The 14,148-nt window shown below is 47.2% G+C and carries 14 protein-coding genes; 3 read left to right on the top strand and 11 right to left on the bottom strand.

Annotated elements, in window-relative coordinates; genetic code table 11:
- Positions 1-48 precede the first annotated feature (48 nt).
- Together NSQ57_RS08990 and NSQ57_RS08985 are read right to left on the bottom strand one after the other, a co-directional pair.
- A complete protein-coding gene (locus NSQ57_RS08990; RefSeq protein WP_069011089.1) occupies positions 49-831 on the bottom strand; it encodes a pseudouridine synthase in 783 nt (260 codons plus the stop codon).
- Complete coding sequence (locus NSQ57_RS08985; RefSeq protein ID WP_342425931.1) at positions 828-2,492, bottom strand: RsmB/NOP family class I SAM-dependent RNA methyltransferase; 1,665 nt, start codon at positions 2,490-2,492, stop codon at positions 828-830. Before NSQ57_RS08985 ends, NSQ57_RS08990 begins: the two co-directional genes overlap by 4 nt.
- A 163-nt stretch (positions 2,493-2,655) precedes the next feature.
- Between NSQ57_RS08985 and NSQ57_RS08980 the strand changes: the two genes are divergently transcribed.
- Positions 2,656-3,183, top strand: coding sequence for a thioredoxin family protein (locus NSQ57_RS08980; protein ID WP_029516723.1), 528 nt, complete (start codon positions 2,656-2,658; stop codon positions 3,181-3,183).
- A gap of 85 nt (positions 3,184-3,268) precedes the next feature.
- Here NSQ57_RS08980 and NSQ57_RS08975 read toward each other — a convergent pair whose 3' ends face one another.
- The 3 genes from NSQ57_RS08975 to NSQ57_RS08965 are packed head-to-tail and all read right to left on the bottom strand — an operon-like array spanning position 3,269 to position 5,780.
- Complete coding sequence (locus NSQ57_RS08975) at positions 3,269-3,838, bottom strand: DUF309 domain-containing protein (protein ID WP_029516722.1); 570 nt, start codon at positions 3,836-3,838, stop codon at positions 3,269-3,271.
- Positions 3,839-4,651: a GTP pyrophosphokinase family protein gene (locus NSQ57_RS08970; protein ID WP_023988035.1), complete on the bottom strand. Its 813-nt coding sequence runs from the start codon at positions 4,649-4,651 to the stop codon at positions 3,839-3,841. It lies immediately after the preceding gene.
- A 34-nt stretch (positions 4,652-4,685) separates the two neighbouring features.
- On the bottom strand, positions 4,686-5,780 hold the full coding sequence (locus tag NSQ57_RS08965; RefSeq protein ID WP_029516721.1) for a quinone-dependent dihydroorotate dehydrogenase: 1,095 nt from the start codon (positions 5,778-5,780) through the stop codon (positions 4,686-4,688).
- Between the two features lie 218 nt (positions 5,781-5,998).
- Between NSQ57_RS08965 and NSQ57_RS08960 the strand changes: the two genes are divergently transcribed.
- The gene (locus NSQ57_RS08960) at positions 5,999-6,145 is read left to right on the top strand and encodes a hypothetical protein (protein ID WP_023988033.1); all 147 of its coding nucleotides are present in this window, start codon (positions 5,999-6,001) and stop codon (positions 6,143-6,145) included.
- A gap of 27 nt (positions 6,146-6,172) precedes the next feature.
- Here the strand turns inward: NSQ57_RS08960 and NSQ57_RS08955 are convergent, their stop codons facing one another.
- The 3 genes from NSQ57_RS08955 to NSQ57_RS08945 all read right to left on the bottom strand — a co-directional run bounded on the left by NSQ57_RS08955 (position 6,173) and on the right by NSQ57_RS08945 (position 9,547).
- Entirely contained in the window at positions 6,173-7,597 is a 1,425-nt protein-coding gene (locus NSQ57_RS08955) for a L,D-transpeptidase (protein WP_342425930.1), read from the bottom strand.
- Between the two features lie 268 nt (positions 7,598-7,865).
- Positions 7,866-8,108, bottom strand: coding sequence for a ferredoxin (locus NSQ57_RS08950; protein ID WP_013309730.1), 243 nt, complete (start codon positions 8,106-8,108; stop codon positions 7,866-7,868).
- A 158-nt stretch (positions 8,109-8,266) separates the two neighbouring features.
- Entirely contained in the window at positions 8,267-9,547 is a 1,281-nt protein-coding gene (locus NSQ57_RS08945; protein WP_342425929.1) for a DNA polymerase IV, read from the bottom strand.
- A gap of 292 nt (positions 9,548-9,839) precedes the next feature.
- Between NSQ57_RS08945 and cimA the strand changes: the two genes are divergently transcribed.
- Entirely contained in the window at positions 9,840-11,456 is a 1,617-nt protein-coding gene (gene cimA / locus NSQ57_RS08940) for a citramalate synthase (protein ID WP_342425928.1), read from the top strand.
- A 39-nt stretch (positions 11,457-11,495) separates the two neighbouring features.
- Here the strand turns inward: cimA and NSQ57_RS08935 are convergent, their stop codons facing one another.
- The 3 genes from NSQ57_RS08935 to NSQ57_RS08925 form a co-directional block, all read right to left on the bottom strand.
- Complete coding sequence (locus tag NSQ57_RS08935; RefSeq protein ID WP_029516717.1) at positions 11,496-12,140, bottom strand: TlpA disulfide reductase family protein; 645 nt, start codon at positions 12,138-12,140, stop codon at positions 11,496-11,498.
- Between the two features lie 171 nt (positions 12,141-12,311).
- Entirely contained in the window at positions 12,312-13,049 is a 738-nt protein-coding gene (locus NSQ57_RS08930) for an exonuclease domain-containing protein (RefSeq protein ID WP_029516716.1), read from the bottom strand.
- Positions 13,046-14,128, bottom strand: coding sequence for a DUF294 nucleotidyltransferase-like domain-containing protein (locus NSQ57_RS08925; protein ID WP_029516715.1), 1,083 nt, complete (start codon positions 14,126-14,128; stop codon positions 13,046-13,048). Before NSQ57_RS08925 ends, NSQ57_RS08930 begins: the two co-directional genes overlap by 4 nt.
- Between the last annotated feature and the right edge of the window lie 20 nt (positions 14,129-14,148).

The following is a 14,148-nucleotide window of genomic DNA, read 5'->3' as shown; positions in this document are numbered from 1 at the left end:
ACAGGAATCTTATAAGAGCCTGTGCGTCATTTATATTTAATCTGCTCATCAAACTTCTGACGTTGCAGACGCTATATCCCGGCCGATCCATGCCAGCTCTTCACTAGTCAGCTCTCGATAGCTGCCCAGTGGAAGCTGTTCATCCAGCTTCAATGGTCCCATGGCCGTTCTTTTCAAATAGGTCACCTTTTTACCAACCGCCTCGAACATACGCTTCACTTGATGAAATTTACCCTCATGGATGACAAGCGAAATATAGGAAATGACTTCTCCATCTGCCTGGTACGGATGTTCGTGGCGAAGAATAGTCAACTGTGCGGGAAGGGTAACATACCCATCATCCAGTTCCACTCCTGCTGTAAATTGAAGAATATCCTCCTCCGTGACATGACCCGACACGGTAGCTTCATACGTTTTAGGAACATGCCGCCGTGGAGAAAGTAGCTCATGCGCTAGTTTACCGTCGTTGGTCAATAGCAATAATCCTTCTGTATCTTTATCTAAACGTCCTACTGGAAAAGGCTCAAAATGTCGTTCCTCCGCACTCAGCAAATCCAGTACCGTCCGCTCCCTTGTATCTTCAGTTGCAGAGATGACACCTGGTGGCTTATGCAGCATGATATAAATATACTCCCGAAAAACAACACGTTCCCCGTTCACTTCAATCTGATCCTGGTATGGATGAACCTGTAAGCCGCTATCCTTGGTGGTCTTCCCGTTTACCGTGATTATCCCTTGCTTCACCTGTCGCTTGATATCACTACGGGTGCCATATCCCATATGGGTTAAAACTTTATCCAAACGTTGCGTTTGTCTCCCTTTTCCACTCATACCGATGTCCACCTCCAGCCTGTAGGGTATTCATTTTTGAGCATACCGTCCTGCCATTTGCCCCACCCAGCCGAATAACCATCAATGCACACGAGAGTATGGCCTTTGGGCTGGACTTCGTTCCGCAGTGCCATTCTCTCAACAGGGATGGACAAGGTCTCCCCTTTTAAATAACGGATGGCCTCAGCATCTGAACTGGAGAGATTGATGCTTCTAACCGCCTCTGAAGGGCGTAATGCCACCGCCAGCGGATGTGAAGGCACAAAGCGACCATTCTTGTCAGTACCCATAAACCAGCCTGGTCGCACCACTTTAAGGCCGTCCAAACGATGTGATGCCAGTGGCGACTGATAAATACGATCTCCGTAAACCACCGTATAGCCTGTAAAGCACACCTCCAGCTGATCCTTCACAAATTGGTGATAGGACTCCAGCACATCCTGTGGGGAGCGTGCAGCGGATTTTACATTCTCTTTGCCAGAACGAGACTTATTGCCACCCAAGCCGCGCGCGGACTTTCCTTTACCGGACTTCCCGTCCATTCCTTTTCCACTTCGTTTAGGCTCACCAGTCGCATGTCTTCCTTGACCGCTTGGCGTTAGTGCTTCCTTGACGGACAAAAACTGCTTCTTCCGTGGATACGCTGCATCTATGTTCAATGCCCTGTCATTCTTGCCCTCAAATGGAGGCAAATCCCCGGATTCAGTGTGATCTTCTGTCCCAGTGACACGACCACCCTGGTGTTGCAACACAGCGATAAAATGGCCTTCTCCCTCTACGAGATGCGGCCAAAGGCGTGCTGTTCCCCGCAGTTCGGGGTGTGATGCCGCGACCTCTTCACTCATCCATTCCGGGTGGCCTGGTGCAAAACCTGCTTCCGATGGAACAGGGACTACGTCAAAATCGGGATGAGCCTCCAGAAATTCTGCGATCATTCCTTCATTTTCTTCTGGCGCAAAGGTGCAGGTCGAATAGACAATTCTCCCTCCTGTGCTCAGCATCGAGGCCGCTACACGCAAAATGTCCCGTTGCATGACTACACATTTATCTACCGAATGCGTTTCCCATTGTTTTGCCATGTCCTCATCCTTGCGGAACATACCTTCTCCCGAGCAAGGTGCATCAATTAGTATCTTGTCAAAAAAATGTGGAAAGGCATCGGCGATTCGATCCGGGCTTTCATTCAGTACCACGGCATTACGCACACCGTACAATTCCACATTTTTAGCCAACGCTTTGGTTCGGTCCGCGCTAATATCATTTGTCACCAATACGCCGCTTCCTTGTAATTTGGCAGCTATTTGGGTTGATTTCCCGCCCGGTGCAGCACATAAGTCCAATACAGCTTCGTCCTGAGCTACATTGAGCAGCTCAACCGGAGACATTGCACTCGGTTCCTGTACATAGTACAGCCCCGCATGGTAGTAAGGGTGTAATCCCGGCTTTGTACCGTGCGGAATATAAAAACCCGTGGCACACCACGGAATCGGCCGCAGTTCGAACGGAGAACGTTTCTTAAAGTCCTCTACCGGAATTTTTAATGTATTGACGCGAATCCCGGCATGGGGCGTGTGGTCATAGGCAGTCATAAATGCTTCAAATTCTTCGCCGAGCAATTGCTCCATGCGCTTTACAAATGCTGTGGGGAGCTGTACACCCATAATCGGAATCATCCTGTCCTTTTAAAATAAATTTTATTGTACCATATTCAACCTGTTATCCCGCAATATCCGTGTGATTTACAAACTTTCACTACAAGATGTAATGTTGTATAATAATAAGATTCATAGCTGCATATTTTGAATTTTGATAGGAGAGATTGCATTGAACGCACAAAATTCCAACAAAAAAAAGCTTATACCCGTCATCGGCTTTTTTGTTGTGCTGGTCATTTTGATTGGTGTGCTGCTCGCTTTAAATTCAGGCACTAAAAACAAGCTGTATGGCGTTTCCACAGCCTCGTTAAATCCTGCTACTCAAGAGCTGCTGAATGACCCGAACTATCAGCAAATTATTAAGCCGGAAGATTTACAGAGCAAAATTGACAAAAAGGAAAACTTTTTCGTCTATCATTTCGCCTCCGACTGTGTGCATTGCCGCGCCACTACTCCTAAGCTCTTGCCTTTGAGCAAGCAGGAGAACATCACGATGCACGAATTTAACCTGCGTGAGTATGAGGATGGCTGGGACAAGTATAAGATTGAGTATACCCCTACGCTCATTTATTACGAAAAAGGCGTGGAAAAGGAACGTATGGTAGGCGGGTTGAAGGAAAATCCTTCGGACAATGGATACACACTCGACGATTTCAAAGCCTTCTTTGAGAAATATAAAAAGAACGTAACCTCCTAGGCAAACCTTCACACACCTCAAAACGATAAAGCAGCCCGATCCTCATGAAACGGATCGGGCTGCTTGCTTATCATGCGCTTCAAACTCAAGGTGCATCCTTCGTTTCCGCTGAGACAGAACCTGAGCCGCCAGCGGCCTGTCTTCGCCTAATAGAAGCTTCCAGCGCCTGCTGACGCTGCTCATGCTTTTCCCCACGCCGAGGACCTCTCTGCTGCGGGATGTTGACTGGAATGGACGACGACGCCTTCTCCACGGCCCGGCGCAACCCGGGCTCGACGATTTCAATCGTCATATCCCGATAAACCGGCGGTTCTTGCTGAAGCTCTTCCGTGCCGGTCATAACAGCTTCAGCAAGCTGACGAGCGCAAATGCGCGCCTCTTCCACCAGCTTCACCATATTAATGCCCAGCGCCTGCGAAGGAGCATGCTCCAACCGGTGGACCGCACTATCCAGCATCATATGTCCACCACGATAGTTACCATTCCGAAAATGATACAGCCCTACAGCAACTTGCAGCAAACCTTTATATACAGGGTCACGGTCCAGCTTAAGCCACAGCTCTTCCAGTACCTCATGACATTCAAAGTAATCCCGATCACGATTGAAGTATACCAAATAAGTCACGTACAGCGGTTCGTAGGAAAGGTGTGCCATTTAATACTCATCCCTGTCTTCTTCCTTGGTAGAGGCTTCTAGCATCTCCTTGACCTCATCGTGAAGCAGCTTGATTCCTTCCATGTCGTGCCGTTCCCACAGTTCATTGAATCTGCGCTGCGCATCAATCGTTTCACTGATCTTATGGTAGAAATACAGCCGATGCATGCCTGTTAGCACTTTGGAAACGATATTGGCTTCATCCTCGAATTTTTTCTGCGCTTCCAATATTTCAAGACGCATGGAAGACATCTCATTATCCAATACAAAGGCTGCCTCAGCTGCCTTTTTCAACCGTGTACGCATATTATCAGGCAAGCTTTCACGATACTTATAGCTAAGAGAATGCTCTATGGTTGCCCAAAAATTCATAGCCAAAGTACGGATTTGAATTTCTGCCAGCACGATTTTCAGCCCGACTGCTGTCTGAACCGGATACTCCACAATCATATGAAAGCTGCGATAGCCACTGTCTTTATAATTGGTGATATAGTCCTTTTCATACAGTACGGTCAAATCCTTACGTCTTCTGATATATTCGGCCACCCGCCGAATATCCTCTACAAATTGACACATAATGCGAATACCTGCAATATCCTCGATTCCCGTCTCCAGCTGATCAGAAGGAACCTGTAATCTCTTCGCCTTATCGAGGATGCTTGATATTTTTTTAACCCGTCCGGTTACGAATTCGATAGGAGCGTATTCCTCGCGCTTTTTCAGCTCCGCACGCATTGTTTTGAACTTGACCTTAAGCTCTTCCACCGCCTGATCGTATGGCAGTAAAAATGTTCCCCAGTCTCTTCCGTCCATCCCCGTACCTCCTGTCTCTTCCGACAACACTTTTTTATCTGTGATCTGCACCAACAGCCTCGGTAATGTGTCTAAAGCCGTCCTTTCGAAGCAGCTCACGCAGGCCAGCATGTATAGCTCTATTTACTTCCGGCCCTTCGTAGATCAATGCTGTATAAATTTCAATCAGACTTGCGCCTGCTTTAATTTTGTCATAGGCATCACGGCTCGTGAATATACCGCCTGATCCGATAATAGGAAGCTTACCTTCCGTCTGGCGATACACCCGTCCGATGACCTCTGTGGAACGGTCACGCAGCGGCTTACCACTCAGCCCTCCTGTTTCACTCGCATTTCGGTGCGTTAAACCAGCTCTGGATATCGTTGTATTGGTCGCAATAATGCCGTCTACTCCACTGGCAGCAATCGCATCTGTCATATATTCCAATTCCTCATCCGATACATCTGGCGCAATTTTAACCAGTACAGACTTGGCATTGCCATACTTTTTCGCCTGGACTCCCATCTCTGCCCGAACCGCTTCCAATAACGACTTCAGTTCATCACCATGCTGGAGCTTTCGTAAATCCGGCGTATTCGGCGAGCTAATATTCACTACAAAGAAGTCCGCATACGGATACAGTGCGGAAATACACTTTTCATAGTCCTTATGAGCATCCTCATTGGGCGTGATTTTATTTTTGCCGATATTAACTGCGACCGGAACAGGTCGATGTTTGAGTGCAGCCAGACGCTTGGCCATGCTCTCAGCACCCAGATTGTTAAAGCCCATCCGATTGACTAATGCCTCATCGGGAGGCAGTCGGAACAAACGTGGCCGATCGTTACCGGGCTGTCCCACAGGTGTCACCGTTCCCACTTCCATAAATCCAAACCCGATGGAAGAAAAACCAGTAACCGCTTCTGCATTTTTATCCAGTCCTGCAGCCAGTCCAATCGGGTTGGGAAAATGAATGCCAAACAGATCAACGGCAAGATCCTCCGTCTCCTTGACTCCGTACATTCCTCGCAGTGTCGCTGCTCCACCAGGAAGTGAGCCCGCATGTTTTAAACCGTCAATGACTACATGATGGGCCGTCTCTGGACTCATTTTAAAAAAAACAGGTTTCGCAATCCTTCGATACAACACGATTCATCCACTCCGTTCTATGCCCTTGCACAATCCTAAAAAAACATCTCTACAAAATAGTTTAGCTTTTTCCATACCAAAAAGAAAGTAATTTGCGAGGTGCAACATCAGAACAATTCAGTTGTCATGGAGATGTCATTGAAAATGTATAATCAAACCATTTACAATGGACATAGTAAGACAAGACCTTAGCTCGTTAGAAAAGAGGGATTGCTGATATGAAGACCAAGCGCAAGCCGCCCAGTCTGCAAAAGAAAAAGGATGAGGTGAACAAGAAAGCGATTGTATGGACCGCCGTCAGCTTTGTTCTCCTCATCATTGTAATTATTCTGGTCATTGTTTTAGCACAAGCAGGAAATCGTTAAACACCAAGTAGCAATAGCATCAAAATTTTAATTTAGCCAGTGATAGGTTTTGCGGGGATTCGTCTGGTCATGCTGCGGCTCACTTGTAAATCGAGAACCAGGCACAAGCACTTGATCAGGCAATCCGCCGTTACCAATGACTACCTCCGTACCCGAAGGTACGAGTGCAAACAATTCCTCCACATCCTCTTTACCCATTCGGACGCAACCCAAAGACTCATTTTTGCCAATGCTGTCCGGCTCGTTCGTGCCATGAATGGCATAATTCGTTGCAGACAGTTGCATTCCACGGCTGCCAAACTCACCGTTGGATTTGCCGTTCGGATTTACTACTTTATCGGTAATCACAAATTTCCCTTCTGGTGTTCTTTCTCCACCCAAACCGATAGGATAATTTCGAATAAGTACATTGCCACTTACCAGGGCAAGCCTATGCTTAGATTTGTCCAGCACAATTCGCAGCGGTTGCCCCAGAAAAGGCCTTCCGTGCAATGACGATGCCAGTAATGGACTGCTTCCGGCCAACGAGTCAGCGTCTAAATCTACTGCCTTCCCTGTTCCCTTTCCTGGTGAAGCAAGTAAATTACGCATAGGTGTAAAAGCCTTCTTCATCCCGTCTGTCGTACCATACATCGTGTTAGCGGGAAAGTCTCGAGTCAGTTCATCAAGACTCTGGGGAAGACGTTGATGCTGTGAGCGAAAAGCACGCATGGAGCTATTCAGCACAGCTAATTCCTCCTGTCCAGCAGCCCATTTTAGACCTGCTTTGCGAAGATTTTCACTGTCTGACGGCTTACAAGCACACGCAGCTGCGTCGTAAGACTGAACAGCTAATCCGCCGTTTCCTTTGTTCTGTACACTAAGTAATGGTTTCATGCCCTCTCTCCAGAGCAGCCACGAGCCCCCCTGCTCCATGCCCAACACCGTAGTCTTGGATGGCAGTCGGCTAGTCTTAGCCAACATATCAGTAAGCCCCGTTCCAGCTTCACTCCCTTTTCGAGCTTGAGCCGTAAACACACCACCAACCACACCGATCTGGGCCGTCTCCTTCGGATCAGCAGTGGCCACTTTCGTAACTTCAATATTATCAATTGCTGCCTGCTCAGTTCCAGATGGATCAAATGTATTCTCATTTGAAGGTCTCGGTGAATTAGCTGAAGGAACCCATATGAGCAGTAGTACCATTAACGCAGTTAACAGGTGACGTGTTCGAGCCGTTCTTCGCTCCTTCTCCTTGGACATCTGAACCAGTTTATCCTGATATTCCATCCATACGTCTGCCGGAATCTGTTTATGCTCGAAGGCTTCGAACACTTCTCCTGCGCGATTAAAGCAATAATTTGCTTTGCCCTCCTGACCGCTGCTCTCATACTCTTTGCCGAGTAAATACCAGGCCATTTTATTATCAGGGTGTTTTTTTACATACGATTTAAGATGAGGCGAATGGTTCATCGGATCCTCCTGATCGTGTAATCTTGCATACTTCCTATTATGTATATCGGTAAAAATAGACTTGATGGACAGCACATAAGAAAAACGTCTATCGACGTACTTTCACAGAAGCCAGACCGCGCTTGGCAGAAGTTTTTCTTGCGGTTATAGAATGGTTCAGCCTCCGCTGAACCATTCTATAACCTAAAAAAACAGCACCAACAGCTTACTTTCACCGTTATACGGCGAAGGGAACTGTCGGTGCTGTGCCTATCAAAGAAGCCTACGCTTAACCTTCTTTATTGAACGGCTCGTCTGCTACTTTAATGGAATCCGTAGGGCAACCGTCACAAGCATCCTGCATATCATCAAACAGGTCTTCTGAGATCGCCTTGATGCCTTGGTTGGCATCCCCTTCAAAGATCACTTCAGCCAAACCTTCATCATCATAATCATAAATGTCTGGTGCTGTAGCGCCACAGGCTCCGCATGCAATGCATGTATCTTTTTCTACCCAAGTGTATTTAGCCATAACTTTTCTCTTCCTCCTATACAATCAAACAAACCAGCTTTTGCATTCTATTCACATATTAATACAAACCCAATATTATTACAAATTATTTTCCTTTATCCTTCATGCAAAAAATGCTTATAACGTAAGCTTCTGCTTGCACTAATCTATCCAAAAGTTCACTCCAGAGTTGGTAGATTGTCTTTTTGCAGCGAAGTTCCGCGCAACTTGGAGTTGCGAAGAAGTACCGAAGGATCATCTCCCAGCATCCCAGCGGTCAAAATTGCATTTTCACCAAACTTGTCGCGAAGTGCATCCATCGTCTTCAATAAGCTTTCTTTCTTGGGCTGATCCTGGTATTCAAATAGATCCATTTGAACGGCAGCTTCCTCCTTTGGAATAAGCTGCTGTAGCGTAATCCCCAGCAAGCGCACAGGCTTATCTTCTCCCCAATGGCGACGATATAACGCACAAGCTTCCTTATATATGTCCTCTGCACTTTCCGTAGGAGTGCTCCTGACTTGAGAACGCGTAAAGGTCTTCATATCCGGCGTCCGAATCGTCAATTGTATACCTCCTGCCAGCATACCGTGTCGTCGAAGCCGCCGGGCTACCTGATCACTAATGTTAAGAAGTACCCGTTGGGCTTCTTCCAGCTTGACCACATCCATAGGTAGGGTGGTCGTGTGACCGATAGACTTGTTTGGCTCCCGCTCAGTGCTGACTGGAGAATGATTAATCCCGTTAGCAGCCAATTTTAACCACGAACCCGTCACACCAAATACGCCAACCAGCATATGTTCATCAGCCTTAGCCAGTTGCCCAATGGTGCGAATGTTCATTTGTAGAAGCTTATCTGCCGTTTTGCGGCCCACACCAAACAATTGACCACAAGGTAGGTTCCACAAAATGTTGGGTACATCACGCAAACGTAGAACAGAGATCCCACGTGGTTTTTTCAGATCAGAGGCCATTTTGGCCAGCAACTTGTTGGGAGCAACTCCAATTGAACAGGGCAGACCCAGTTCGTCTTCTACTCTGCGCTGGATTTCCTCAGCAATTTCCATAGGTGTTCCAAACTGTTTGGATCCAGAAATATCCAGATAACACTCATCAATTGAAGTTGCTTCCAGCATAGGCGTATACGAATATGCAATGCTCATAAATGCTTTGGAATAACGACGATACAAGTGAAAATCAGGCTGTATTACGATGAGCTGTGGACAGATCCGGCGAGCCTGCTGAACGACCATTCCTGTTGAAATGCCCAATCGTCGGGCTTCATAAGAGCAGGTTACAATTACACCTTTGCGCAGCTCACTACTGCCTGCCACCGCGGTAGGTAGTCCCTCATATTTCTCCGGCTCCTCCGCGGCATGAACGGAACAATAAAATGCGTTCATATCCACATGCAGAATAACTCGCCCGCCAACCGGATAATAAGCACTGACATCTTTCATGCTCAACCCTTCTTTTAACTGTAAATTCACCCGTCATCGCGGGAATATGTGTTTTGATTTTACACTTGAGATACCCTTAAGTACCATTTCTATTTTACATAAAAAATAAAGGTTTTGCGGCTAAAAATGATAATTATATATTACAATTGAAGTCATAAGTTGATATAATCGACTAACATACGAACACGACAAACTAACGCTTTCCTGTTTTTAAGCGTTAAACAACTAAATTAATGTGCTTAAAAAAGCAGAATATCACCAATCTGAGCAATCCGCAAAGGAGGAGTCCCTCATGTCCACCGCTATTTCTATCTTTGACACAACGCTGCGAGACGGCACTCAAGGAGAAGGAATTAGCTTGTCTGCTGATGACAAATTGAAAATCGCCAAAAAACTCGATGATCTCGGTGTTCATTATATTGAAGGCGGGATTCCCGGAAGCAACAGCAAGGATATCGAATTTTTCAAACGGGTACAAGAACTGGGCCTTCGGGCAAAGATTGTCGCCTTCGGCAGCACGCGCCGCAAAGATAGCATCGCAGCACAGGATGTCAATCTGCAACGAATTCTGGAATCCGGCGCTCAGGCTGCTACACTTGTGGGTAAATCATGGGATTTTCATGTACACACTGCCTTACAGACGACACTGGAGGAAAATCTGTCTATGATTTACGACTCCATCGCCTTTTTAAAGCAAGGGGGCATGGAGGTTATTTTTGATGCCGAGCATTTTTTTGACGGATATAAAAACAATCCCGAGTATGCAATGGCCGTTATGAAAAAAGCTGAAGAAGCAGGCGCGGATTGGCTCGTGATGTGCGATACAAACGGCGGTACCCTGCCGCATGAGATTCAGGAAATTGTCACTATGCTGCAAAGCCAGATAACGAGGTCACAGTTGGGTATTCATACACACAATGACTGCGAGTTGGCAGTAGCGAACTCTCTAAGTGCTGTACAAGCAGGCGCAAGGCAGGTTCAGGGTACTATTAACGGGTACGGTGAACGGTGTGGTAACGCTAACCTGTGCTCCGTCATTCCTAATTTGCAGCTCAAGCTGGGTTACGACTGTCTAGATACCGAGAAGTTAAGTCAACTCCACAATACAGCCCGCTTTGTGAGTGAAGTCGCCAACGTCAATATGCCTGTGAACCAGCCTTATGTTGGCAATGCAGCTTTTGCCCATAAGGGGGGCATTCATGTGTCAGCCATTCTGCGCGACTCGCGAACTTATGAGCACATCGCTCCTGAACTTGTGGGGAACAAGCAGCGGGTCTTGGTCTCCGAACTGGCCGGGCAAAGCAACGTGGTATCCAAAGCGCAAGAGCTGGGCATCACCCTTGACCCATCCAGTGATGAGGCACGTGGCGTAATTAGCCGCATCAAGGAACTGGAGCATCAGGGATACCAGTTTGAAGGCGCGGACGCTTCGCTGGAACTGCTCATTCGTGAAGCAGGTGGTGAAGTGAAGGAAATGTTCTCTTTTGAATCCTTCAAAGTGCTGGTAGAGAAAACAGCCGGCCGCCCGGTCGTATCCGAGGCATTCTTGAAACTGAATGTCGCAGGGACGAGTGTCTATACTGCAGCTGAAGGCAACGGTCCTGTCAACGCGCTCGATAACGCACTCCGCAAGGCTCTTTCTCAATATTTCCCTGCTTTGCGGGACATGCATTTGGCCGACTACAAGGTACGTGTGCTTGACGAAAAGGATGCCACCGCCGCCAAGGTACGTGTGCTCATTGAGTCTAAAAATTACGAGGACGTCTGGAGTAACGTAGGCGTATCCGAAAATGTAATTGAAGCCAGCTGGGAAGCTCTCTTGGACAGCTTCCGTTACGCATTGTTGGAAGCACCAACTCCAACAAACGATCAGTCAGACCTTACTCATCATGGATTAGTTAATCATTAATCAGTTGCTCGCATGAGCTTATAAGGTGCCTTTGGCGGTCTACTCGGCTCCCAAAGACACCTTCTTTTTTTGAAGAGTTTCTATTTTGCGTTCCAACTCCTGCTCACTGAGCATGCCGATGATGATTTCGCTGACCTGTCCATGAGGATCAACCATTACATGAGTTGGAAAAGCCACCCCTCCAACTCGTTCAAACAATGCTCCTTGCTCATCAAGTAAAATGGGAAACTGGAGATCCAAAGAGCGGGAAAACTTCTGTACATCCTCCAATCGATCATAACGAGTTACATTGATACCATACACATCTACATCATCTTTGTACTTACTATACAACTCATTCAGCATAGGCGCTTCTAATCGGCACGGATCGCACCATGAAGCCCAAAAGCTAATAACCAAAGCCTTATTGCGCGGGGCCCCTACATCGTAGGTCTTGCCGTTTAACCCCTTTAAAATCATAGAAGGAAGCCGTTGACCAGGCTTTAGCTTTTTCAATACCTCTACCGCATGTGTTTCAGCCTCTACCTCTTTCTTAGCTTCAAGTTTTTCTCTACCATTCCCCTCTTTTAAGGGTGCATTTTTCATGGACAGGGTTGCTGCATAAGTTGTGTTTGCAATAACTCCCCATGAAGCCCCAACCACAACCAGTATAACCATCGCTCTGATGAAAAGAATTTTTTTCACAGTCTTATCACCTGTCTTTCGTCTAAATGACCCTTACCTTCTCCATAGGATGCCCATACTGTCCCCACCTCTAACCTTCTAAATCTGAATAGGACGCAAAAAAACAGCAAACCCACGAAATCGCGAACTTGCTGTTTTGATGTGTATATGAATGCTATGCCTTGTACTGAATCAGGCATGACTTAAATGCGCGTAGACATCTGCCAAATTGGTCACATTACGCTTCAACATTTCCTGAACATAAGCAACCCACAGCTTAGCCGTCATTTTCGCATCCTCTAACGCATGGTGCCGCCCTTCAATCGGAATGGATTGATAGGTCAACAATTCATCCAAACTGTAGGTTTGATGTTGCTGTGGCTCAAGCCATTTGGCAAGCATCATCGTATCCAGAACACGATGAGTCAATTGAACTTTAGATGTTTTCCATAACGCAGCATTCAAAAAGGCCTTATCATGAGCGCTAGCATGTGCTACAAGTACTCGCCCACCTACAAAGGACATAAAGTCGTGCAGTCCATTCATAAGTGGTGGAGCTTCATCCGTCATTTCCCGGGTAATCCCAGTTAGTTCGGTAATGTACTCAGGAATCACAGTCCGTGGATTAACAAGCGTATAAAACTGCTCTTTTTCCATAATCATGTCCCCGACAACCCGAATCGCCCCGAACGATAAAATCTCATCTCCATGCTGTGCTGAAAATCCCGTTGTCTCCAGATCAAAAACTACCGTCTCCAAACGATCCAGCGGGGTCCGCAATACTTCAGAGCGCCGTTGCTCCCGGGTTAAGGAGCGAATAAACGCCATCTGTTGAGCCGTAGGAGCCCCCATTACAGATGCGATCGCAGACGGCACTCCTCCTCTGCGGAGAGCGCTCCAGAAGCCACTTCCCTGCGCTGGTTCCTTCATGACCTTCTCCCTTCCATAAATCGCAACTGCCTTTGCAACGCACGATGCAACCGTCGTACCGTCGAAAGCGCCTCGCGCAACTCATGCCAGCCTTTACCTTGTTTCAGCGGCTTTACAGCCAGGTAGCCATTGCTGACCAGCAATCCATCATTCTCCTTCACTGGTGTAGCCATTCGTAGCTGAAGCGCAATCCGAAAGGCACGCTCGCAAGCATCGAGTAAAGGCAACGGTGCCGCTTCCAGTGATGCGAGACGACTGAGCCTTTTGAAGGTGGAGGTTTCCTCTACACCATGTTGCAACGCCAAAAAACGGACTGCGTTCACCAGCGGAATGTACAACCCGTATTTCACATCAAAATCGCCCGCATGCTCACCGAAGCGCTCGGTAACAACCTGACCTAAAATGTTAAGTGTCGCTTTATGCCTCACCGTGTTCCTAAGTACCGCCGAGGGTAAATCAGGATGTATTCGGAACAACTCATAAAAACTTCGTTTCCAGTTTGCAGATAGTCGTTCATCTCCAGCGATATGCCTCATATCAGACGAGATAATCAGATAACGGATCGGCTCCCAAGCAAAATCGTCCGACCATTTTGTTAGCTGTTTTTGCCATTCAGATAATGTTTGACGCCACAACGGCTCCGAGCACATTACTTTCCCCTCACATTTGGGATATCCCAAATACTCTAACATCGCAGACACTTTGCGACCAAACTCTCTAAAATATAATTCTTTGTCGGCAGATATCGTGTCACTGATAATCATACCGTTATCCTGGTCACTCCACAGCGTTGATTCCGAGCGCCCCATGCTTCCGAAGGCTATAAATGCGTAAGGGACGGGAGGAGGGCCGAAGCCATCCTCAACCATCCCTTTTTCGCACATTTGTACAGCTCTGGCCGCGATGCGGTCATGCATTTCATTCGCCGTTTGTAACCAGTCTGATAACGGAGCGGAGGCTTGAGAAGCCAGCAACCATTTTTGAGAGTCGACCCTGGCCCGCCTTAGCGATTCAGGTGTATCTGCATGATCAATCGCTTCGGCGGAACTCACCCAAGGGGCCATATTTTGCAGTTCCATACTTCCATCTCCTCCGCTCA

This window comes from Paenibacillus sp. FSL L8-0502 (genome assembly GCF_038593055.1).
GTDB lineage: Bacteria > Bacillota > Bacilli > Paenibacillales > Paenibacillaceae > Paenibacillus > Paenibacillus polymyxa_D.
The sequence above is the reverse complement of the archived record's forward strand: the minus strand, read 5'-3'. Positions and strand labels throughout refer to the sequence as shown.